This is a genomic window from Picosynechococcus sp. PCC 7002 (genome assembly GCF_963860125.1).
Lineage (GTDB): Bacteria > Cyanobacteriota > Cyanobacteriia > Cyanobacteriales > MRBY01 > MRBY01.
On sequence record NZ_CAWLFA010000001.1, the window covers coordinates 2,345,954 to 2,367,081 of the forward strand.

Annotated in this window: 18 protein-coding genes; 3 read left to right on the forward strand and 15 right to left on the reverse strand. The window is 52.1% G+C overall.

Translation table 11 applies throughout. The features are described from left to right. Positions 1 to 20 precede the first annotated feature (20 nt). From AACQ84_RS11410 to AACQ84_RS11425, 4 genes are all read right to left on the reverse strand, one after another. A complete protein-coding gene (locus tag AACQ84_RS11410) occupies positions 21 to 695 on the reverse strand; it encodes a M15 family metallopeptidase (RefSeq protein WP_012307863.1) in 675 nt (224 codons plus the stop codon). Between the two features lie 13 nt (positions 696 to 708). Beyond that, positions 709 to 1,413: a potassium channel family protein gene (locus AACQ84_RS11415; protein ID WP_012307864.1), complete on the reverse strand. Its 705-nt coding sequence runs from the start codon at positions 1,411 to 1,413 to the stop codon at positions 709 to 711. 166 nt (positions 1,414 to 1,579) lie between these two features. Then, on the reverse strand, positions 1,580 to 2,914 hold the full coding sequence (locus AACQ84_RS11420) for a TrkH family potassium uptake protein (protein WP_041443599.1): 1,335 nt from the start codon (positions 2,912 to 2,914) through the stop codon (positions 1,580 to 1,582). 53 nt (positions 2,915 to 2,967) lie between these two features. Then, positions 2,968 to 3,969, reverse strand: coding sequence for a glycosyltransferase (locus AACQ84_RS11425; protein ID WP_234991383.1), 1,002 nt, complete (start codon positions 3,967 to 3,969; stop codon positions 2,968 to 2,970). Between the two features lie 113 nt (positions 3,970 to 4,082). Between AACQ84_RS11425 and AACQ84_RS11430 the strand changes: the two genes are divergently transcribed. Continuing rightward, positions 4,083 to 5,702 (forward strand): ABC transporter ATP-binding protein, encoded by a 1,620-nt coding sequence (locus AACQ84_RS11430; RefSeq protein WP_315862090.1) that lies wholly within the window; start codon positions 4,083 to 4,085, stop codon positions 5,700 to 5,702. A gap of 17 nt (positions 5,703 to 5,719) precedes the next feature. On the opposite strand, the gene AACQ84_RS11435 is transcribed toward AACQ84_RS11430, so the two are convergent. The 10 genes from AACQ84_RS11435 to AACQ84_RS11480 form a co-directional block, all read right to left on the reverse strand. Continuing rightward, positions 5,720 to 7,591, reverse strand: a complete 1,872-nt coding sequence (locus AACQ84_RS11435; RefSeq protein WP_159449835.1) for an MASE1 domain-containing protein — start codon at positions 7,589 to 7,591, stop codon at positions 5,720 to 5,722. Between the two features lie 157 nt (positions 7,592 to 7,748). Continuing rightward, positions 7,749 to 9,269, reverse strand: coding sequence for a hypothetical protein (locus AACQ84_RS11440; RefSeq protein WP_012307869.1), 1,521 nt, complete (start codon positions 9,267 to 9,269; stop codon positions 7,749 to 7,751). A 180-nt stretch (positions 9,270 to 9,449) separates the two neighbouring features. Further along, positions 9,450 to 10,241, reverse strand: coding sequence for a hypothetical protein (locus AACQ84_RS11445; protein ID WP_012307870.1), 792 nt, complete (start codon positions 10,239 to 10,241; stop codon positions 9,450 to 9,452). Positions 10,242 to 10,299: 58 nt separating this feature from the next. Next, positions 10,300 to 12,504, reverse strand: coding sequence for a hypothetical protein (locus tag AACQ84_RS11450; RefSeq protein ID WP_012307871.1), 2,205 nt, complete (start codon positions 12,502 to 12,504; stop codon positions 10,300 to 10,302). A 19-nt stretch (positions 12,505 to 12,523) separates the two neighbouring features. Continuing rightward, positions 12,524 to 13,804, reverse strand: a complete 1,281-nt coding sequence (gene hisS, locus AACQ84_RS11455; protein WP_012307872.1) for a histidine--tRNA ligase — start codon at positions 13,802 to 13,804, stop codon at positions 12,524 to 12,526. A gap of 29 nt (positions 13,805 to 13,833) precedes the next feature. Next, the gene (locus AACQ84_RS11460) at positions 13,834 to 14,358 is read right to left on the reverse strand and encodes a hypothetical protein (RefSeq protein ID WP_012307873.1); all 525 of its coding nucleotides are present in this window, start codon (positions 14,356 to 14,358) and stop codon (positions 13,834 to 13,836) included. Positions 14,359 to 14,443: 85 nt separating this feature from the next. After that, positions 14,444 to 15,610: a DNA replication/repair protein RecF gene (gene recF, locus AACQ84_RS11465; protein WP_012307874.1), complete on the reverse strand. Its 1,167-nt coding sequence runs from the start codon at positions 15,608 to 15,610 to the stop codon at positions 14,444 to 14,446. A gap of 110 nt (positions 15,611 to 15,720) precedes the next feature. After that, entirely contained in the window at positions 15,721 to 16,326 is a 606-nt protein-coding gene (locus AACQ84_RS11470) for an SH3 domain-containing protein (protein WP_041443601.1), read from the reverse strand. Positions 16,327 to 16,418: 92 nt separating this feature from the next. Next, positions 16,419 to 16,961, reverse strand: coding sequence for a hypothetical protein (locus AACQ84_RS11475; RefSeq protein ID WP_041443603.1), 543 nt, complete (start codon positions 16,959 to 16,961; stop codon positions 16,419 to 16,421). Positions 16,962 to 16,983: 22 nt separating this feature from the next. After that, the gene (locus tag AACQ84_RS11480) at positions 16,984 to 17,868 is read right to left on the reverse strand and encodes an alpha/beta fold hydrolase (RefSeq protein ID WP_012307877.1); all 885 of its coding nucleotides are present in this window, start codon (positions 17,866 to 17,868) and stop codon (positions 16,984 to 16,986) included. A gap of 226 nt (positions 17,869 to 18,094) precedes the next feature. On the opposite strand from AACQ84_RS11480, the gene clpS reads away from it, so the two are divergent. Together clpS and AACQ84_RS11490 are read left to right on the forward strand one after the other, a co-directional pair. Then, a complete protein-coding gene (gene clpS, locus AACQ84_RS11485; RefSeq protein WP_012307878.1) occupies positions 18,095 to 18,382 on the forward strand; it encodes an ATP-dependent Clp protease adapter ClpS in 288 nt (95 codons plus the stop codon). Positions 18,383 to 18,473: 91 nt separating this feature from the next. Beyond that, positions 18,474 to 19,328 carry a type II CAAX endopeptidase family protein gene (locus AACQ84_RS11490; protein WP_012307879.1) on the forward strand — a complete coding sequence of 285 codons (855 nt, stop codon included), beginning with the start codon at positions 18,474 to 18,476 and terminating at the stop codon, positions 19,326 to 19,328. Between the two features lie 49 nt (positions 19,329 to 19,377). On the opposite strand, the gene AACQ84_RS11495 is transcribed toward AACQ84_RS11490, so the two are convergent. Then, positions 19,378 to 20,322: a spermidine synthase gene (locus AACQ84_RS11495; RefSeq protein ID WP_012307880.1), complete on the reverse strand. Its 945-nt coding sequence runs from the start codon at positions 20,320 to 20,322 to the stop codon at positions 19,378 to 19,380. Positions 20,323 to 21,128: the final 806 nt, after the last annotated feature.

Below are 21,128 nucleotides of genomic sequence, written 5' to 3' on the forward strand. Positions count from 1 at the left end.
TTCATCAAAAAAATTATGTTTTAAATTCTACCGTAGTGGGCGATCGCCCTTTGGGTTTGCCAGGCCCAGAGCTGATCCCCATAGGAAAAATGCCACCATTCGTTGGGGTGAATCACGAAGCCTGCCTGTTCCATGGCCTGCCGAAGCAGTTGGCGATTCTGATGGTACTGCTGTTCTGGGGGCGTGGTGGCGGCGGCATAGAAATCGGGGTAGGAGCGATCGCCAATGTCGTCAATTTCTCCCCCCATCGGCAGAGGTTCCTGAGCGCGGTTTACCAAACGCACATCCAGGGCCGCGCCGGTACTGTGGGGCGGTGGGGTCGCTGGATCGCGGCTCGGTACGGCCCAAAATTGCAACACATGCTCCCAAATCTGGGCTGTTTCGGGGGGAGTTAAGGGGCGATCGCCTTTTAGCTGGGCGAAAGTGTAGTCCACCATAAATTGCTGCACCGGGATCGGTCGGTAGGCATCGAAGATTTGAATTTGGAATTCTGGATGGGCAGCCCGCAAAAAATCCTGGGCTTGGATGAGTTTGTCGAGGACTCGGCGGCGCAAAAAATAAGGCGATCGTCCCCCATAATCAGCTCCCAAAGCCATGTAGGGGTGGGGCGTCACCAAAGAAAAAAGACCTGCGGGGATTGGCACCAGGGGGTCATCACTGGTTGCGATGGGGATCCGTTGATAGGGTTTGGTCATGGGCCGGGGCAACTTAGGACAACGGTAGGCGATGGATCGCGTCATTGGTACCAATCACCATCATCATTAGCGACTTATCCAGGCGATGCTCTGGCCCAGGGTTAATTTCAAAATGCTCTTCATTGCCCACTGCTAACACATTCACCCCGTAGTTGGCCCGTAGGGACAGTTCCGCTAGGGTTTTATCATGGAAAGCCTCCGGGATTTTAATCTCGACAATGCTGTGTTCTTCGTCAATATCAAAGCGGTCGAGGATTGACGGTTTTGTGAGGGTCATCGCGAGGGCGGCTCCAGCTTCATATTCTGGGTAAACAATGCGGTCGGCCCCCACCCGTTTCAGGAGCTTGCCATGTACCTCCGAGGAGGCCTTAGCCACCACATGTTCGACGCCCCCTTCCTTCACATTCAAGGTCGTGACAATGCTTTCTTGGAGATAGTTACCAATCGCCACAATGACAGTGTCAAACTCAAAAATGCCCGCCTGACGCAGGGCCATCACCTCGGTGGAATCCAATTGCATTGCGTGGGAGACGAGTTTTTCGGAAACCACCTGGGCGACTAATTTCGGGTTGATATCGGTGCCAAGGACTTCGTAGCCCATGTTGTGTAATTTTGTGCAGACGGCGCGACCAAATCGTCCCAGGCCAATGACCGCAAACTGACGACTTTCTTCCTGCCGAAAACCCTGAAAGAGAAAATTCCAATTCCGTAAATTCACCGTTTGTTTTACTCCAAAACCCAAATGGTTGTTAACTCGTGGCTAATGTGATTGCGAAAGGTTCAAAATGCTGTGGAGGCGATCGCCGCATCTTAACCGATGATCCTACTCGAATTTCAAGCGCTGGTGAAGCCTTGGGACATTCCTCTGGCCGAGGTGCTGCGGCTCAACCCACCAATAAATTTTCTTCAGGATAGCTAATGCGGCGTGGGGTGATTTCTCCGACGATGGCCGACATCAGCAAGAGTACCCCGACCCGACCACAGTACATGGTGGCAATTAGGGTCAGTTGACCGACAGCGGAAAGGCTGGCAGTAATCCCCGTGGACAGGCCAACGGTGGCAAAGGCCGAAATTACCTCAAACAAAATCGCAATTAATTCGATCTCAGGGTTGCTGATGGAAATAATCGCTGTAGCAATGGTAATCACGGTGGCAGAACCAAAAACAACGGCGATCGCCTTAAAAACGATACTCTGGGCAATTTCACGGTCAAAAACAGTGACACGGGTTTGACCATAGAGCACGGATTTAGTGCAATTCGCCAGGATATTAATGGTGGTTGTTTTAATCCCGCCCCCGGTGCCACTGGGACTCGCCCCAATAAACATCAAACCCATGGTGATAAACAGTCCGGCGGTGCTCAGTTTGCCGATGTCGATACTATTAAACCCAGCGGTGCGGGTGGTCACCGATTGGAACCAGGCGGCGATCGCCTTATCACCCCAACTCATCCCCGCAAAGGTGGTTGGATTGGCCCATTCCACAAACAAAAAAGCCACAGTCCCCAGACCCAGGAGCCAGAAGGTGGTAGAGGTGACCACTTCAAAATTCAACGAAAAGGTAAAGCGTCGGCTTTTGCGCTGGAGACGGTGCCGCAACCACAGATACATTTCGATGATCGCCTCATAACCAATGCCCCCAAAAATAATCAGACCAGAGATCGCCCCGTTCACCAAAAGGGAATCTTGATAGCCCACTAAACTGTCCGCAAACAAACTAAAGCCCGCATTGTTCCAGGCGCTGATGCTGTGAAAAATGGCTAACCATAACCCTTCACCGGGATCAAAATCCCGACTAAACCGCCCAAACAGGAGGAAAATCCCCGTCAGTTCCCCAATCAGAGTCGTGGCGATAATCGAACGAATTAAGTTGCGCGTTCCTTGGTTGTAGGGTTGGTCAAAGGATTCTTTAATGGCAAATTTTTGAGCCAAATCAAACCGACGCCCCAGCAGCAGCATGAGAAATGTCGAGAGGGTCATGTAGCCCAGTCCCCCCAGTTGGATCAAGAGGAGAATGACCCCCTGGCCAAAGTTGGAAAAGGCTGTTCCTGTATCCACCACAATTAACCCCGTGACACAGATGGCGGACGTCGATGTAAATAGGGCGACGAGGGGGCTATTCCATTCCCCGGAGGCGGTGGCAAAGGGCAACATCAAAAGCAGCGTCCCTAATAAAATAGCTCCGAGAAAGCCGAGGCAAATAGTTCTGGCGATGGTCATGGCCGATCAAGGTTACAAAGAAACGTTTAGGACATTAAAAACATGAAAGGGGATTAGGTGCGCCACCGGGCAAGCTGTTGACGGAGGGCGAGTCGGAGGCGCACCAGGAGAGGATTTTGTCGCTGGAGTTGGATATTGCCTGGGTATTGGCCTTGGTAGTCAAAGAAATGATTAACCTCCTGGAGAATGGTGGCAAACCGGAGCAGAATCGTTTCGGTGCGGTATTCCTGCAAGAGGGCTTGGGCATTGGTGGCGGCTGGGGGATTGTTGAGGGCGGCCAAAAGGCGATCGCCATCGTATTCGACACAATAGGTACTGATTTTTTGACAATTGAAGCCCGGATCTAAGTAATCTGCTAAAGCACCGTTGACGCTACTAAAGACCTGACAACCACAGGCGATCGCCTCTAGGGGGGGCAAACCAAAGCCTTCACTCACCGCATTATTCAGCCAATATTCCGCCGAATCATAGAGATAAATTTTACTGCGATTAAAGAGGGCCGCAAGGTCTGGCACGAAGGAATTTACCACTTCTACGCGACATCTTTGCTGGAGGTAGGGCACCAGTTGCTGGAGCACATAGCTAGAAGTTTTGCGGGTTTGCACCAATACATCAATATCCCGTTCTTGCTGCCAGTTCTCGAACTCCGGGGAAATTTGATTGGGCAGATAAAACAAGGGATTATTCGGTGCCCGTTGCCCCCAATAGCCCAAGGAATTGCGACTCACCGCCCAAATGGGAATGCGACTGGGGAGCTTAAACCCATAGCCGGTGCTGTGGGCATGGTAAACCACCGGATGCGATCGCAGTTGTTTGACCAGACGCGGAATATCAAAGCCCCAACTGACCACGAAAATTGCCTCCTGGGGCTGCACCTGGGGCAGTAGTTCCGGCAAATAGAGATGATCTGGGGATTTTTCTCGGTAGGTGACTAAATGGGCCGATTGCAGTTGTTGGGCCAGTTCACAGGTCTTGATTTCGGCAAAGAGGCCACCGCTGGCAAATTTTTTACTGACACCGGGGACGAGGAAGTAAAGCGATCGCATAGTAGCCATTGGAAGAGTCTCTAAAAATATACTGTTTATCTGGAAAAATACTCGGCAGGGCCAGAAATCCCCTTAAAATCAGAGGGTCAGTGTTCCTTGGTGAGTTTGTCATGACCCCTCCTTTGCTTCAGGTTCAAGATCTACACATCGCCTATCCCGCCCAGGGTCAAGCTTTACAGTGGGCCGTTGCTGGGGTGTCTTTTCAGGTGAATCAAGGCGATCGCCTCGGTCTCGTGGGAGAATCCGGCTGCGGTAAATCCACCATTGGCCGCGCCCTGTTGCAACTGCTGCCACGGGGTTCCCAGGTAACTGGCAATGCCACTTTTCAAACCAAACCAATCCTCAATTTACAGGGCGAAGCCCTACGCCACTACCGGGGCGAAGTGGTGGGGTTAATTTTCCAAGACCCAATGACCAGGCTCGATCCCCTGATGACCATCGGCAACCACTGCCTCGAAACCCTCCGTTGCCACCGCCCCGACCTCAGCGCCCAAGCCGCAAAACAAAAAGCCCTCGAAACCCTGGCGGCTGTGCGCATTCCCGAAAACCGCTGGCATCAATATCCCCACGAATTTAGCGGTGGGATGCGTCAACGGGTGGCGATCGCCCTGGCTCTGTTGCTCGATCCCAAATTCATCATCGCCGACGAACCGACCACCAGCCTCGATGTCACCGTTGCCAACGAAATCCTCCAGGAACTGACCCGTCTCTGCGCCGAACGGGAGATGGGCTTGTTGCTTATTTCCCATGACCTCGCCATGGTCGCCGAATACTGTACAGACATCGCCGTGATGCACCAAGGCCAAATTGTCGAAACTGGCCCCGTCAAGCAAATCTTCAATGACCCCCAGCATCCCTATACCCAATCCCTCCTGGAAGCCGCCCTCCATCTCCACAGCGATCAAGAAATTTCCCCTCACCAAGAGAAACAACCGATCCTCTCCCTCGAAAACTTAGAGCAACATTACACCCTGGAGAGCAACCTGTTTCAACGGCTGATCACCGGCCAAAAAACCCAGGTGATCCGCGCTGTCGATGGGATTAACCTTGACATCTATGCAGGGGAAATTTTGGGCCTTGTCGGCGAATCCGGCTGCGGCAAATCCACCCTCTCCCGGACAATTTTGCAACTGATCAAACCCACCGGGGGCAGAGTTATCTTTGCAGGGAAAGAATTAAACCGACTGTCGGTGGGACAAATGCGACCGGAACGGCGGCACCTCCAGATGATTTTCCAGGATCCCCATGCCTCCCTCAATCCCCTGATGACCGTGGGGGAAAATATCGGCGACCCGCTCCATATCCATCAGTTAGCGACGAGGCCAGCGGTTAAAGAAAAGGTATTGCAAATGCTGGAAAAGGTCGGTTTAACGCCCGCTGAAGAATATTACGCTCGCTATCCCCGGCAATTGTCTGGGGGGCAACAGCAACGGGTGGGCATTGCCAGGGCTTTGATTACCGAGCCGCGCCTCGTGATCTGTGATGAACCCGTGAGTATGCTCGATGCGAGTATCCAGGCCCAGGTGTTGGATTTAATGCAAGCCCTAAAAGCGGAGTTTAATCTAACTTATCTATTCATTACCCATGATCTGTGGGTGGCGAAATTTTTATGCGATCGCATTGCGGTAATGAACCAGGGCAAAATCGTTGAATTGGGTCAAACCGTTGATATTTTCAATCATCCCCAACACCCTTACACCCAAAAACTCCTGGGCGCGGCTCCCCTACTCCACTCCGCGTAATTAGCCCGCTCGCTCGTTCAATTTGGGTTGGGAGCACCATCTAGCTCCGAGACGGGATGGCTCAAAAACGTAAAGTAAAAAGAAGCACCATAACTCTGGGGATCGAGTTCACCGGGGGTAAACCAGTCTGGCGGTGGATCACCGGCCAGTTCACCATTGCTCTCAACCCAAATTTTGCCGCCCATGAGATTCACCAGACGTTTGGCGATCGCCAACCCTAAGCCACTACCCCCGTAGCGACGACTAATGGAAGCATCAGCCTGGATAAAGGGTTGAAATAGTTGATTGAGTTGCGCAACCTGAATGCCAATACCCGTATCTAAAATTTGAAAACTCAGTTCCTCCGTTGGAGGGTCGCTCAGGGACGGCACCGTGTGGCTTGTGATCACCAATTGCACAGATCCCGTTGCCGTAAATTTGAGGGCATTACCCAAAAGGTTAAACAAAATTTGCCGCAGCCGTAGATCATCCCCCATCAAAATATTGGGAATCGAATCCGCCACACAATATTGCAAATCAATATCCTTTTGGTCGGCCTGTACTTTCAGGAGGGTGAAGACAGATTTCAACAGTTCCTGAAACGAAAAACAACGGGCTTCTAACCGGAGGCTGCCCGACTCAATGCGGAGAAAATCAAGGATATCGTTGATGATATTCAGTAGGGTTTTACCACTGTCTTCAATAATGGCGACCAATTCTGCTTGATCGTCCTTGAGATCCATAGTCAGTAGCAATTGGGCCACACCAATCACCCCATTTAGGGGCGTGCGAATCTCGTGGCTCATGTTGGCGAGAAATTCACTCTTTTCCTGGGCCGCCATTTCTGCGGCTTGTTTAGCTTGGATAAGGTTTAGTTGTCGTTTCAGGGCTTGATTATATTTAACCAGGAGATTTTCCCGCTGCTGATGGGCCAATTCTTTCTGGGTCGCCAGCTCTTCGAGGCGTTGATTTTGGCTGGCAAGGGTTTGATTCATCGCCTTGAGATCGGCTTTGGCTTGCTTTTTTTCGTTTAGTACCGCAATCAACATCAACGTCATCAGGCCAATGCAGGCAATAAAAAATTGCGAGAGCAGTAGGGAATTACGTAACGACTCCCCCACAAAGGTGCCATAGCCCTGGACAGTGCTAATCGCCACCATCAAAACGATCATCACCATCAGGAGTGTTGCGCCAACTTCTTTAAACTGAAAGGTTGTCCACACCAGGAGAGGGGCAAGGAGATATTCACCGTGGTAGCCGTTGATCACCAGGTGACTAATGCCGAGGGTCAGGGTGGCGATGCTGATGGCCGCTAACCAATATTTTTTGAGGTGATGGATAAATTCACGGTAGCCATGCTGGGTGGCAATAATCAGAGGCGCGAAAATGAGAATGCCAAAGCTGTCGCTGAGAAACCAAGTCCCAGCAATTTCTGGGTATAGCGACCAAGGGGCTTTCCCGGCCAGGCAAACGATGAGGGCACAGGCGATCGCCACGGGGAGGTGGCTCAGGATACAACTGTAGAGGATAAAATTTTGGGTCGTCTCCGGACGGTCTAGAAAATAGCGGTTTTGATTTTGACCTTGCAACCAATGGGCCGCCAAGACTTTTCCGGCAGTGGCGATCGCCGTAATGCCGAGGGTCATCAACAAATTAGGCACACTGAGCCAGGCTTGGTAAATGACGATCTCTGCGACCAAAATGCCCCCCAAGACCCCCCACCACATGGGTAGTCCCCACACGACCAGGAAGCCCACCGCTAGCCCCCCCGGAATCCAAATGGGCGTCGAACCTGTTTCTGGGTAAACCGTAAAATTGTGAGAAAACAGGGCCGTAACACAATAGGCGATCGCCACGACCACGTGCTTCCACCAAGGTTCCGGTTGATGAATCAAAAAACGGGAAGACAAACGAGATAATGACGACAAAACCATCACAGAGAAAAGATTAGGGAAAATAATTGGCTACCGATGACTAGATTCTATTGTGGGGTGTGCTTGAATCGTTCATGACACCTATGCAATGAATCTCTAAGTACCTCGTCACCGAGCCAATCCCCCCAGTATTCTAGACGCGACAAAATTTGCGGTCATTATCAAATTGTGGTTCCTGCCAAGAGTAAGCAAAATGACTCACCTGGGTAATGTCCGGGAAGCTAGCTTTGATGGCGGCCATTTGATCCTTGAGGGAAGGGCGATTATCCTGGGCACGGTTCCAATCTCCCGCCAAGGCCGGAATAATCTTTGTCCCCGCTGGGGCAAACTGACGCACCCGGTTAATTTCGTCAACGATGCAACTGCTGTTGCCACAGACGGCATAGGCCATGGGGTGCCATTCCATCGAACCAGGAAATTTATCCCAAGGTTGAAGGCGAGAATCAAAACCCCGTTGGCCCACGGGTTGATTACCCCCCGGGAAAAATACGGCCCCCGCAGGAATATTACGACTTTGGGCCTGGGCGGCGGCGCTATTCACAAAATCCACGACCCCTTGGGCCGCATGGCTAACCGTGAGATACCAAAGTTCCGCGACAAGGCGTTGATGGAGAGCATTGACGTCTAGATCGGCTTCATCCCCCAGGATTTTTCGACCCTGCCACCGGGGCGTGCCTTCTTCGGGATATTGGGCTAAAACTGCCGCCACATCCCCGACGGTAATGTTGCCTTGGCGGAGATATTTTTCGATGAGGGTTAGACCCTGGCGATTTTCGGCGCGGTCGTAGAGGGCTTGGGCTGAGGCGGGGCTATAGATCCACAGATCCGCCACGGAAGCCGCCACGGAGCGGGCACCGGTACCACGGGGGTAGCGGATGTAATCAAATAAAATGCCATCGGGTTGCCGCTGGAGCATCTGATTGACAAGATTTTTATAGTCGGCCTGGGCGATCGCATTGTAGGGATCTGCGAAGGCTTGGGCACCATCTTGGACAAAGTCGAGGCTGGTTTCACCGTAACCATTCCGGGCCATGACACTTTGGCGATCGCCCCGATTTCCATAGACATAGCCGTAGTTCATCCCAAATAGCCAAGCATAGACCTCTAGACCACGCGCCCGACCTTTCTCGATGATTTCAGCCATCACATCGCGATTTTCGAGGCCGGGGGTTTGGATGCGGGACGGCCAGGGGGTATTGTTTTGGTTTTTGGGTAACAGGGCCTGACTATCGGCAAAGACTTCGAGATAAAGCTGGTCATAACCTTTATTGACAATGTCATCGAGAATCCGCTCAATCATCCCGGCTTTTGTGTCGCAAGGATAGACGCGGAGCCACATGGCCTGGTGCCGTGGCCAGTAGGTTTGTCGGCAACGCTGCAGTTGATCTTTGTGTTGTTGTAGGAGCGCTTGGTACTCGGCTTGGGCGCTACGATCACCTTGGATAGCGGCGGCACGCCGTTGATCTTTAGCGGCGATCGCCCCAGCATTGAGGCGACAATATTCGTCTAGTTGATTATTGACTTGGGCCTGGGCGGTGAGGGGATCGATACCGAGGGAAAGGCCACCCAAACCAAGGGCGAGACAAAAGGCCTGGAGACGGTGACGCCAAGGTTGCTGCCGGGCCTGGGTAATTTTTCTGGGGCAAGTTCCCATTGATGGTGGCCGCTGATCCATAAAATACTCACACTTGAAATAATGACAAAATAACTAGAAATCGGAATCGTGGCGATCGCCTTTTGCCGTCTTTAAGGATAGCCAAAATTTCCAGGGACTACACGACCCCGTTGCAAAGCCAAGAATTCAAACGCGCCACAATTGTTCCCCAAGGTCAGGCTAGGGGCGCTGGGGGGATGGGATTTCGATGGTGTCCGGCAGTTCAAACCCGGAGAGGTCTAGGTTTCCGGGTAAAGATTCCTGGACATATTGAAAGGAACCGGGCAAAATTTCTTCAAAGAAAAACAAGGATAATTCTTCGGTGAGGGCCGCCCCAAGACTTTCGCCTAATTTGTCGCCCAGGTTGAGGTTCGTCACTCCTGTAAGGCTAACATCCGGTACGGTAATCTGCCGGGCGATCGCCTGCTCCTGCCAGGGTACCGTGAGGTTTAAATTTACCTGGATATTTTGCACCGCTAGTTGATCCACCGTAAATGTCGTGGTGGGTTGACCATCGGCCGTGGTGGAAGCTTGGATCTGTGGCTCTAGTTGTTTGATCAATTGGGCGATGTTGACATTGGGTAGGGCACCCACAAGGCGCGGATCCGGCAAGTCATTTAGATCGCCTTCGATGTTGACCGTGACCCCTTCGAGGTTGGCGATCGCCACCTGGAGGGGTTTGCCCTGCAGTTGGGGTTCTTGCAGTTCGATGTGACGAATTACCAATAGATTTTCCCCAGAAAAGCCCGGCACGTTCGCAAAGGCCAAATCATGAAACATCACCCGACGTTGGAGGAGTTGCACCTCGGTCTGACCCACTGCCGCCTCAATGCCCGTGCTCTCGGTGAGTTCGCTTTCGAGTTCCGTTTCCAGGCGCTGGCCTAACCAGTTTTCCGTTGCTAGCAAAGCTCCACCCCCCACTACACCGAGGGCCAAAATTGAACTCGCAATGATCAGGATGGGTTTTTTCATCAAAATGCTCCGTTATGCCAGACAAACCGAGTGGACGATCCTTTGCCCAAGGGTAACATCACCAAGATTCTCCAGATTCGAGGGCAGGCCAGTCTCCGTTCGTGGCTGCGGTTGGCAACACCTGACAGTCTTGGCTCACTTTACGGCTTTCTTGCTGGGAGTGGGGGTCAAGGGCGATCGCCTCAAACCTCAACGCCAAAGCACCGGGGGGAATCGAAACCACTTGGCGACAATAGAGCCGTCCTTCGGGGCCTGGGGTAAAGGTCATTAGTTGAAATGGCCCGGCTAAAAGTTCCCGCGTTTGGCGATCCTGGAGCCACAGTTGTCCATGGAGGCGATCGCCCCCGGCGGGTAAACTCAACTCAACGACGGCTAAATCTGCCACCTGGTAGGCCGTTTTATCAAGGTGAAGCTGGGGTTCTGGGACTGGTAATGGTGGTGGATTAGTTTGTGTTTCTGGAGCTAAAGGCATTTCCGGCTCAGGGAATTCAGACGCTGTTTCCGGGGTTGTTTCCGGTACCTCTTCTGGGCTTTGGACTTCAAGTTGCTCATCCCAGAGGCTATCAACAACAATTTCCAAGCGGGGCGATGGTGTCGGTGTTGGGTTCTCTGCTTCTAGGGTTGCTTCAGGGGGGACTGTTGGCGGTTCCGGTTCAGGCATTAACCAGGTGGAATCTTCCCCATCCACGGCCAGGGCATTTAACCGGGTAAAAAACCGTGAATTCCAATCCAAATCCTCTGCCGGAGGCGTTTCTGAGGCTTCGGCAGCAGGGGGATTAGAATTTTGTGCAGCAGTATCTGTGTCTATTGCTGGTGCCGCTGTCTGGGGGTCATTAGCTTCTGAGACTTCTAGGGCATGATCCGAGGAGCTTACAGGTGCTTCATCGGTCGGTTCAGTTTGGTCTGACGGGGGAACATCAGACACAGTCGCCTTGGGGGTAAAGTTGGGCAATTGCAGACCCGTGGTTGACTTTTGGCTTTTGGCTTTGAGCTTGGGGGGCAGAATGGTCGGGGTTTGCTGACTTTGAGGCTGGGGACTAGGGGCCACGGCCTCAGGGGTAGGAAGCTTGAGGGGTTTGGGTGTGGGCGTAGTTGGCGCTGGGGAGTCTGGTTTTGGGGGCGCGGTTGCTTGGAGTTGACTGGCGATCGCCCCATAATCTGCCATGAGGCTAAAGGTTTGCTGGGCGAGTAATGCCCCTGCCCCTATGTGTAAAGTAATTTCGCCGACCAAGAGCAGGGTTGTCAAAGACCCATCGATGGTAATGGTTTGGCTAAAGGCACAGGGAAAATCATCAAGGGCGATCGCCGCCGTTAAGGTGGTTACCACTGTGGCTGTCTGGGGATCCCGGAGGGTAAACGTTAGGGTGCCAGGCTCAGAAATTGGTTGGCGATCGCCAGCGGCGGGATTGGGTTGAATTTCTCCCCGGAGTTCCGGTGCATGAGTTGTGTCCCAAGGATAAACGGTCTGCGCCAGAACGATCTGATAGGGGAGTGGGGCCGGAGGAATATCCAAAGTGGGCGGCGCAGGTGGTGCAGCGGCAATTTGAGCTTGGGCCACTTGATCCATTTCTGCCCAAATCGGCTCTAATTCTTCCCTGAGCAGCTCATCCAATGCCGTGAGGGAATCTTCTAGCAGGGCGGTGGCGTGTTCCTCTTCGTCTGGTTCTGGAGATGCTGGGGGTGTGGATGTTTCTGATGTTTCTAACAGAGTGGGAGCCTCATCTACTCCGGCTAATTCTTCTAACGTTTCATGGTTTGCTGCACTTTGGTCAGCGTCGGCCAAAGAATTCATCACGGGTGTTGCTGCTGTTTCCTCCCGTGGAGGGGGAATATCGTCGCTTGTTTTTTGGGTAGGCTGATCTGCTGTTTTTGGGTGACTGTCTGCCAAGGAAAACGTTGTTTCAAAGGAAAAGACATTGGGGTTTGGGGGCAGCGGCAACGGCTTAAATGTTGGCTGGGTGACCTGGAGCATGAGACGTTTTTCCCAAGGGTTAGTCACCTCAAGGCTCCGGCAGATGATCACCCACTTTCCAGCACCGAGGTGTTGCAGGGGCATGATCGCAAATAAGCCCTGGTCGGTGGTGACATCTGTGCGCTGCGATCTTTGCCCTTGGGGGAAGCAAATCTCACAGTGAATTTCTACTTGGGCGTCGCCCCGGGCAGCTAGACGATACTCCCCAGGCGCTAAGCTCAGGGTCTCGGTCTGGAGGATGTCCCAATTGCGATCGCCTTTTTTTTGTAGCAGAAATTGCCAGTGCACCATCGACGCCTCCTCTGGGGTTCTAATGTTTTGCCTGCTGCATTTTTTGACGCCATGACTCAAGATTTCCCAGCAGATCCGCTTGGGCCAGGGTTTCTTGGGCCTTGGTCTGGAGCCACTTGAGTTGTACCTGCTGGTTGACGGCTTCTTCATCGCCGAGCACCAAACAGGCGATCGCCCCACTGCGGTCAGCCCGTTTAAATTGCTTCCCAAAGGCACTGCCACTGAGATCAAGCTCCACTGAGAACCCCGCAAAACGCAACTTATGGGCCAAAATCACAGCGGCGGCCTCGGCCTGTTCTCCTTTGGAAACGAGGTAAAAATCTAGTTGGGGGCCGGAGGCTTCTCCCAATTGTTGTAACAGGATCACCAAACGCTCCAAACCAATGGCCCAACCCACTGCTGGTGTTTCGGGGCCACCCAATTCTGCCACGAGGCCGTCGTAACGTCCGCCCCCACAGACCGTTGCCTGGGCACCGAGGTCGCTGGATTGGATTTCAAAGGCGGTGTGGGTGTAGTAGTCTAGGCCCCTCACGAGGCAAGGGTTTAACACATAATCAATGCCCAGGGCCGTGAGGGAGCTTTGTACTTGGTCGAAATGTTTTTTTGAGTCATCCCCCAGATAATCCAGGATACTGGGGGCATTTTGGGCAATTTCTTGGGTTTTTTGATCTTTGCTATCCAAGATGCGCAGGGGATTGCGCTCGAGCCGCTCCTGGGAATCTGCGTCTAAATCCGCCTTAAAAGGGGTTAGATAGTCTACTAAAGCTTCACGATACCGTTGGCGATCGCCGCCATTCCCCACCGAGTTTAATTGCAGGCTGAGATTTTTCAGGCCGAGTTTCTGCAAAATTTCCGTGGCGATCGCCATCACTTCCACATCGGCGCGGGGATCCGCACTGCCAAGCACCTCGACCCCCACCTGGTGAAATTGCCGTTGACGGCCCGCTTGGGGTCTTTCATAGCGAAACATTGGCCCTGTGTACCACAGCCGCTGCACACCACCTTGGGCAAACAATTTCCGCTCAATATAGGCCCGGACTGCCCCTGCTGTCCCTTCAGGCCGGAGGGTAATCGGGCGATCGCCCCGGTCTGTGAAAGAATACATTTCCTTACTGACCACGTCCGTCGCCTCACCGATCCCCCGCTCAAACAGGCTGGTCTGCTCAAAAATGGGCGTGCGGATCTCCTGGTACATCGCCCGGCCGAGGCAATCGCGCACCACCGCCTCTACCTGCTGCCAGTAGGCGATCTCCGGCGCAAAAATATCCTTTGTTCCTCGTAAAGCTTGAATTGTTGCCATTATGTCTAGAAAAAAGTACCAATCCCAGCTTATCGGGATGGGGCGTTGTTATTGTTCAGCAGAGGTAAAACTACCATGTATCCTGCCCCAAATGCTGTCAAAATCATGGCGATCGCCGCTACCAAGAGCACCCAAGCACTCACCCCAGCATCAAAATCCGTCCCACTCTCAAACTGCTCCGGGGGAACCGTCGTAAACTGCCGTACAGGTTCTGGTGTCGGTAGAGCCGCGATCACATTATTCGCAGTTGGCTTTCCCTGTGGGGGACGGTGGTGGGGCGTAACCGGTGGCAGTGGCTCAATGCCAAAATCATGGCGGTTGACCATTTCCTTGAGGCGCTCTGTAGATTGCACCACCTGATGCACCTGGTTATATAGCTTCCGGTTGTGCACCCGCAACTGTTGATTTTCCTGCTGGAGGGCTGTCATCTCTGCTTGGGTGGCCCGGAGTTTCTCGGCCAGTTGTTGATAAACAGAAATGGGTACCGAAGCACCACTCTGGGGTAGAGGCGTAACGTTATCGAAGCTCGGAGAACTAGAAGGATTGGCAATCATGGTCAGCTCACACCAAAAAGAGCAAATATCCTTACATTATGATCGAATTCCAGGATTGTCATCTGTCGTGGGGAGCCAATCTACCTCAGGGGCCGTAGGTTTCCGACAGGGGACGGGCGTAGGGTTGTAAGGTACCTTGGTTTACCGTCAAAATTTGCGAATGCTTTAGCCAGTCTGCCCCAAAGGAATTGAGGTGAGTGGTTGTAATCAGGGTTTGGAAACGGGTTTGAATCGTGTCTAGCAGTTGATTTTGGCGGGAGGGATCAAGCTCAGCCAGGACATCATCTAAAAGCAACAGGGGCGGTTCACCAATGATTGTTTCAATGAGTTGCAGTTCGGCGAGTTTGAGCGCTAAAACCAAGGTGCGTTGCTGCCCCTGGGAGCCATAGAAGCGGGCGGGGGTGCCGTTAATGGAAAATTCGATTTCGTCCCGGTGGGGGCCAACCATGCTGCTGCCCTGGTGTTGTTCTGCTTGGCGGCGTTGTTCTATTTTGTCGAGGCAGGCCTGTTGCACATGGTGGGGGTCATCCTGTTGCCAGGGAATATTGGGACAATAGGTGATTTCTAAGGTTTCGGTTTGGCTACTGATATCACGGTGCCAAGCTTGGGCCAGGGGCATCAGTCTGAGTAGCCCCCGCGATCGCCTTCTGGTGACCCGCGAACCTGTGGCTGCTAACTGGAGATCCCAGAGGGTCAACTGTTGGGTCAAATCAGTGGGGATCGCCGCTTGGTTCCGGTGGAGTTTTTTGGCCGTCCTTAGGAGGGCATTGCGTTGCTTCAGCACCTGTTGATACTCCTGCAAAATCCGGGCATAGACAGGTTCTAACTGGATCAAAAGATTATCAATCCATTGGCGACGACAGTCAGGCCCACCCCGCACAAGGTCTAAATCAAGGCAGGAAAATTCCACGGCATTGAGGGTACCGAGGCCATCGAGTTGGCGACGGAGGATTTCGCCATTGAGCTTGAGGGTGCGCCCCCCCTGGTTGCGGAGCAAAAGATCAAAGTCAACAGTGCCATAGCCACGCTGAATTTGGGCTTGGATGCGGGCGGTGGCTTCCCCTTGTTTCACTAGGTCGGCGTCCCGGCTGGTGCGGTGGGTTTTGAGGCTGGCGAGCAGTTCGACGGCTTCGAGGAGGTTTGATTTTCCCTGGGCGTTGTTGCCGATCAAGATGGTTTTTTGGGCCGAAAAATCAACATGCTGATGCTGGTAGTTGCGAAAATTACGGAGGTGCAAGGTTTGCAAATACATTCTTTTTCTGTCGCCCAAGTCCCGAAACAGAACCCTGATTTTAGCGTGTTATGCCTAGGTTAAGGCAGTGGCGATCGCCTGGGGAATCGCAAACCAAAAATTGAGCCTGATTAATCACAGAAGCGGTAATTAATGTGACCACCGGCTTCGGCCATGACAGATGTCCAGGCGTAATCCTGCTGAAAGGGAATATAAAGCCAAGTTCGTCCGGTGGCATCTTCACTGAGATAGGCGGGCGATCCTGTCACCATAATCTGACTGCCGTTGCTGAGAAAGCCTACAACTGGCGCTGAGACAGTGGGTTCCTGCCTAACATTAAGACCCGTCCCCAAATCACTCTGAACGATCAAACAACCGCGAGAGGGTTGATCATTTAAGGTGGCTGTACTGGTGTGCTGGGCAACGACTTGATCATTGACGAGGCAGCGATATTGCACCTGACCTGTGCCAATAGCCTTGACTAAACTATTTAAGCGATATTCAAAAACGGGTTCTTGCCCTGCTGCTGTAGCGGCTTGGGTGCAGGTATATTCATAGTCCATGTAGCCCCCCAGTTCCAGATTAGAAAACCCCGCACTAAACGACCAGTTGTCGTCTTCTGTTTCGTTGGGTCGCCAGGGTTCCCAACCGGGTTCCGGGTTGGCGATCGCCCCTGGGGTCGCACCCAGCCAACACCCGATCGCCAAACAAAATAGGTAAGGTTTGACTCGCACCATGTTTTTTCTTCCTTCCCTTGCAGATGACTTTGTTTCCACATTAGAAGGAAATCTCAGATCTGAAGCCCAGAACCGCAGATAATGTCCGGAGCTTAGGACAAAGTCAGGGCAGTGGCGATCGCCCAACCATCCACGAGGCACAGCAGCACCGTAAACCCCAGCAAAATCATGTACATCCACGGTTGAGACAGGGGCCGCACATCGCTGGTATCAATATTGGTTTGTGCTTCAATCAAGCCCACCATCTTCGCAAAACCTGCCACCCGCATCGGTAACAAATAGGCGCGATCGCGTTCTGGGGTGACGAAATAATAAACCAAGCCCCCTTGACCCGTGGTGCGCATTTTCAGTTGGTCGATTTTTTCCCAGGGCAATGACCAGCCCTTACGGGTCAGCCAGCGGAACCAAGTCGGATAGGTGACGGTAATTCCGGTTTCATCCAGACAGACTTTTTCACTGAGGGCACCGTAAAGAAAAATCGCCCCCAACCCCAAACCAACCCAGAGAAGTGCTGGCGAAACAGGGGCTTGGGTGACGTCCGCTAAAAACGGAATCGGGACTGTGAGTGAAACATAGAGACTCAACAGGGTAATGCGGATGAGGGGTGAAAGATTAAAAGTGGTCGCCATCGTCATTGCACCAAAATTGCTTGATTTCCTAAAACGTTTGGTTGAGCCAATCACGAATTAAAGGATTGACCAGTTCCGGTGTGTCGTCATGGGGGCAATGGCCGGACTCCAGGTAATGTTCCACGAGGCTAGGACAGTGTTGTTTAAACTTTGCGCCCCGCTCCCGCGCCCGAATCCAGGGATCTTTTTCGCCCCAAATCATCAATAACGGTCGATCTAGTGCTTCCAGGAGATGATCGACTTTGGCTCCTTCTGGGGTGTTAAAAACCGCCGCGAAAACCTTGGCTGCCCCTGGATCATTAGAAGGGCGCTGAATTTCGTCGATCAAACGTTCGGTCACCGCCCCTTGGTTGACGTAAACCTTTTGCAGGGTTTTACGGATGGTGGCGCGCCGTTTGGTGTATTGGAAAATAAGCTGGGTCGAAAGGGGACTAAACAGAACTTTGCGGAGGGCTTTTTTCCAGGGTGAAGGTTGGGCCTTAACTTGGTCGCTAAAAGGGCCAGCACTATTGAGGAGAATTAACCCCTTGGCCACCTCTGGACATTGGGCTGCTGCACAAAGGGACGCATAACCCCCCAGGGAATTCCCGGCTAACACCACGGGTTCACCAATGACTTCATTGATAAAATCCCGCAGTTGATCCCGCCACAGAGCGCCGCTGTAAACAACGGGAGCCTTTGGCGATCGCCCGAAGCCGAGCAAATCAATCGCCCACACCGAAAAATCCTCTTGCAGTACCGTAATGTTTTTGCGCCAGTGATCTGTCGAAGCCCCAAAGCCATGGACGAGGAGCAAGGGCGGTTTGCCTTGGCTGGTGCCGGCCTGGACATAGTGGATGTCGTAACCCCGCCATCGCCAAAACTGACTGGGGGGATTTTCAGCGAGAACATGGGGGGAAACGGTCGCACTCATCGGAGATTTTTGTGTAAATAAATGTTAACTACTGCCATTGTATCGTTTTCTTCCGGGGGGTTCTGGGGCGATCGCCGGGTGAGGTTCCCGTAAAATTTGTGCTATAACCTAAGCGACGGTTTTTGATTGTGACATTGTTTACTGCGGCAAAAACTCAACAGTTGCCGAGACAGTAAAAGTTCATCTTTTCCCTTGAATCCAATATTGCCTAGGAGGTTTCTTCATCATGTCTACCGGTGTGATCGAACAACGTTCCACTTCGACCATCCGTAAACCAGCCCCCCGCTACCGGGTACTGCTCCATAACGACGACTTTAACTCCATGGAACATGTGGTACAGACCTTGATGCAAACGGTGGCCGGTCTGACCCAACCCCAGGCGGTCAGTATCATGATGGAAGCCCACACCAACGGCATTGCCCTGGTGATCACCTGTGTGCAGGAGCACGCGGAATTTTATTGTGAAACCCTGAAAATGCACGGCCTCACCAGCACCATCGAGCCGGACGAGTAGAGATATTTTGCTTTTTTGATCAAGGCGATCGCCAGATTGCGGCCCAGAAACAGATTAAATAGAAGGTGGCAAACCTCAACGACTTTTTCCCTTGAAACGATTTTGGCATCTCTGTAAAACCACCCCAGCACCCCTGCGGCTGGGACTTTTTTTCTTGAGTTTGGGGATCATCTGGCTTCCCCTCGCGGCCCCGTTGTACCTGATTTTTCGCGCCGACGAGAATCTAACCACCATCCTGACCATGGGACTGCTGTTCCTTGAGTTTCTGGTCTATCTTCCCTTCTGGGTGAAACAAGTCCACGGGGAAACGCAACCCTTCCGGCGCTATGGTTTGGTGTGGCAGCGGGCGAATGGCGTGGATTTGGTTACAGGTTTGGCCTACGGTCTGGGGTTTACCTGGGCACTGCTGATTTTTGAAGATGTGCTGGGTTTTATCGAGATTATTCCCCCCACAACGGCCTTGATTCGCATTGTGATCGAAGGAGCCTTGAGCGGTCTGGGAGTGGCCCTCGCAGAAGAATTGGTCTTTCGGGGCTGGGTTTATGACGAGCTAGAGCGGGACTATGGCTCAAAAATAGTGCTTTGGGGCAGTGCGATTGCCTTTGCGATTTTGCACTTCTTGAAACCCCTCCCGGAGATGATCCGAACGCTTCCGGTATTTCCCGGTCTGGTTTTGTTGGGATTAACTCTGGTCTGGGCGAAGCGATCGCGGTTCGGTCGCCTCGGCAAACCTATCGGTCTCCATGGGGGCTTAGTTTGGGGCTATTACATTTTTAATGTGGGCGGCTTAATTCAATCCAAAGAAGGTGTTTCCCCTTGGCTCACAGGGGTCGATGGGAATCCCCTCGGTGGTCTCTGGGGCATTCTCTTCCTTGCCGTTCTCGCCTGGATCATGGCCCGTGCCGCCCAAAAATCCCAAAAACCCTCTCCCCTAGAGGGGAGCTAGAGGGGTGGCCCCTTGAGGGGAGTTAGAGGAGTTTCAAGAGGAAAGTACCTTACTGAGCTTTGTGACCTTTCCCAAAGAATTTCGGCGGTTCTGCTAGGGTAAAGACTTCGGTGTGGGTGGCGATCGCCTCGCGGACATGGCGGAAAGTTTGCAACATTCCCAACAGCGTTAAGCCATCGATAATCTTGAAGCCACCCGTGGTTTGCTCAGCCAAAAGTTGATCCACGGCTTCCGGGTCGGGGCGCAGATTCAAATCCCCATCGGTACAGATTGCAAACCCCCAAGGGGAGCCGTAGCTCGAAATGGGTGTCGAATAGGAGGAAACGTTGGCATAAACTGCCTTGAGAGTATTCACCAACCGCGCGTGGAGCCGCAAATTTGCCGGAGCCGTAGGGCCTGCCTGCACCGCCACAACGCCACCGGGCGCGAGCACATCCTTTAGTTGGGTGAAATATTCCTTGGTAAAGAGCTTAAAGGAAGGGCCTTCTTCGATGGGATCAGACAAGTCAGAGATGATTACATCCCACTTTTCGGTGGTGGTTTCTAAAATTTTGAAGGCATCTTCAATGCGTAGGTCGAGGCGCGGATCATCAAAGACCCCCTGGTGCATCTCCGGCAAGAATTCCTTACAGGCTTCCACCACTTCGCCGTCGATATCCACCATCATCACCTTTTCGACGGACTGCCAACGCAGCACTTCCCGCACGGTTGCCCCTTCCCCAGCACCGAGGATCAACACCTTTTTCGGGGCACCATGGGCAATCATCGCCGGATGAACAAGGGGTTCGTGGTAGAGAAATTCATCGCCGGTACAGGACTGCCATTTTCCATCCAGCACCAGGGCTTTACCATAGGCACCGCTTTCAACGATCGCCATCTCCTGAAATTGGGTTTGTTTATAGGCCAAAATCTTGGTAATCCCGTGGCTATAAATGTCCCAGGGCGTAATGTACTCGTTAATCCAATAGTCGGCTTTGACTTCGCTACCTGCCATAATTTTTCTCTTCTGACAATTGACCGGATACCAGTATCGCAGACTTTTTCATTTTTTTAGCGATCGCCCCCCAAAACCTTGTCCGGTAAGCTTTTTAAAACTTTATGCTTCCCAAAACTCTGGGGATTGAACCCGCGTCAGCGACTCCCTCGGCCAAAAGGTGATCGCCAAAAAGACAATCAATGCATTGATCCGTAAACTTGCCGTGAATAACCATTGGGAATTAACTTCATTTTATCCACAGCTTTCCATAAAAACTGAAAGTACAATATTTTTAGAAAAAGTACATTACCTTTTAGTCAGAATGGAACTATTTTTTTGGGCATAAAAACTATTTTACGATTGCTAAAATAATGCTATTGTGAACTGGTTTTTCGCGATTTAAGTCAGTCCTTCAAAAAAAGATTACTTCTTGAACCATCAACAATCTAAATGCCTCCCATGCTGCCCTGAATGTCGTCTAAGATTTTTAGCAGTCAAATCAAATTAAACTGGTCACTGCCTTGATATTTGGCTGAAAATCTCCCCCTGAATTTACCTCGACTTTTGCAAAGATTAACCTTCATTTAACCTCCCTAAAAACTTTGCTTAAGGCTGATGGACTTTTTGGAGAGAGGAGAGAAAAAACAAACATAAATTCTGCATTGATTTTCTGTAGTTATGGTATAAACATCTTGAAAAGTTTTGTGAATCTCAATTCATTTTTTCGAAGATTTACAAATTCATCAGAGCTTCAGAGAGTTTAAGTCTAGAAAAATCGCTCTAATCTTAATCTCTGACTAGCAGTCAATGCCTGAAAGCCTCGA

What these genes read in the sequence shown, in the direction of transcription:
- AACQ84_RS11410 (WP_012307863.1), bottom strand. Translation starts at nt 695, where the DNA reads ATGACCAAACCCTATCAACGGATCCCCATCGCAACCAGTGATGACCCC.
- AACQ84_RS11420 (WP_041443599.1), bottom strand. Translation starts at nt 2,914, where the DNA reads ATGACCATCGCCAGAACTATTTGCCTCGGCTTTCTCGGAGCTATTTTA.
- AACQ84_RS11425 (WP_234991383.1), bottom strand. Translation starts at nt 3,969, where the DNA reads ATGGCTACTATGCGATCGCTTTACTTCCTCGTCCCCGGTGTCAGTAAA.
- AACQ84_RS11440 (WP_012307869.1), bottom strand. Translation starts at nt 9,269, where the DNA reads ATGGGAACTTGCCCCAGAAAAATTACCCAGGCCCGGCAGCAACCTTGG.
- AACQ84_RS11445 (WP_012307870.1), bottom strand. Translation starts at nt 10,241, where the DNA reads ATGAAAAAACCCATCCTGATCATTGCGAGTTCAATTTTGGCCCTCGGT.
- AACQ84_RS11450 (WP_012307871.1), bottom strand. Translation starts at nt 12,504, where the DNA reads ATGGTGCACTGGCAATTTCTGCTACAAAAAAAAGGCGATCGCAATTGG.
- hisS (WP_012307872.1), bottom strand. Translation starts at nt 13,804, where the DNA reads ATGGCAACAATTCAAGCTTTACGAGGAACAAAGGATATTTTTGCGCCG.
- AACQ84_RS11460 (WP_012307873.1), bottom strand. Translation starts at nt 14,358, where the DNA reads ATGATTGCCAATCCTTCTAGTTCTCCGAGCTTCGATAACGTTACGCCT.
- recF (WP_012307874.1), bottom strand. Translation starts at nt 15,610, where the DNA reads ATGTATTTGCAAACCTTGCACCTCCGTAATTTTCGCAACTACCAGCAT.
- AACQ84_RS11470 (WP_041443601.1), bottom strand. Translation starts at nt 16,326, where the DNA reads ATGGTGCGAGTCAAACCTTACCTATTTTGTTTGGCGATCGGGTGTTGG.
- AACQ84_RS11475 (WP_041443603.1), bottom strand. Translation starts at nt 16,961, where the DNA reads ATGACGATGGCGACCACTTTTAATCTTTCACCCCTCATCCGCATTACC.
- AACQ84_RS11480 (WP_012307877.1), bottom strand. Translation starts at nt 17,868, where the DNA reads ATGAGTGCGACCGTTTCCCCCCATGTTCTCGCTGAAAATCCCCCCAGT.
- clpS (WP_012307878.1), top strand. Translation starts at nt 18,095, where the DNA reads ATGTCTACCGGTGTGATCGAACAACGTTCCACTTCGACCATCCGTAAA.
- AACQ84_RS11495 (WP_012307880.1), bottom strand. Translation starts at nt 20,322, where the DNA reads ATGGCAGGTAGCGAAGTCAAAGCCGACTATTGGATTAACGAGTACATT.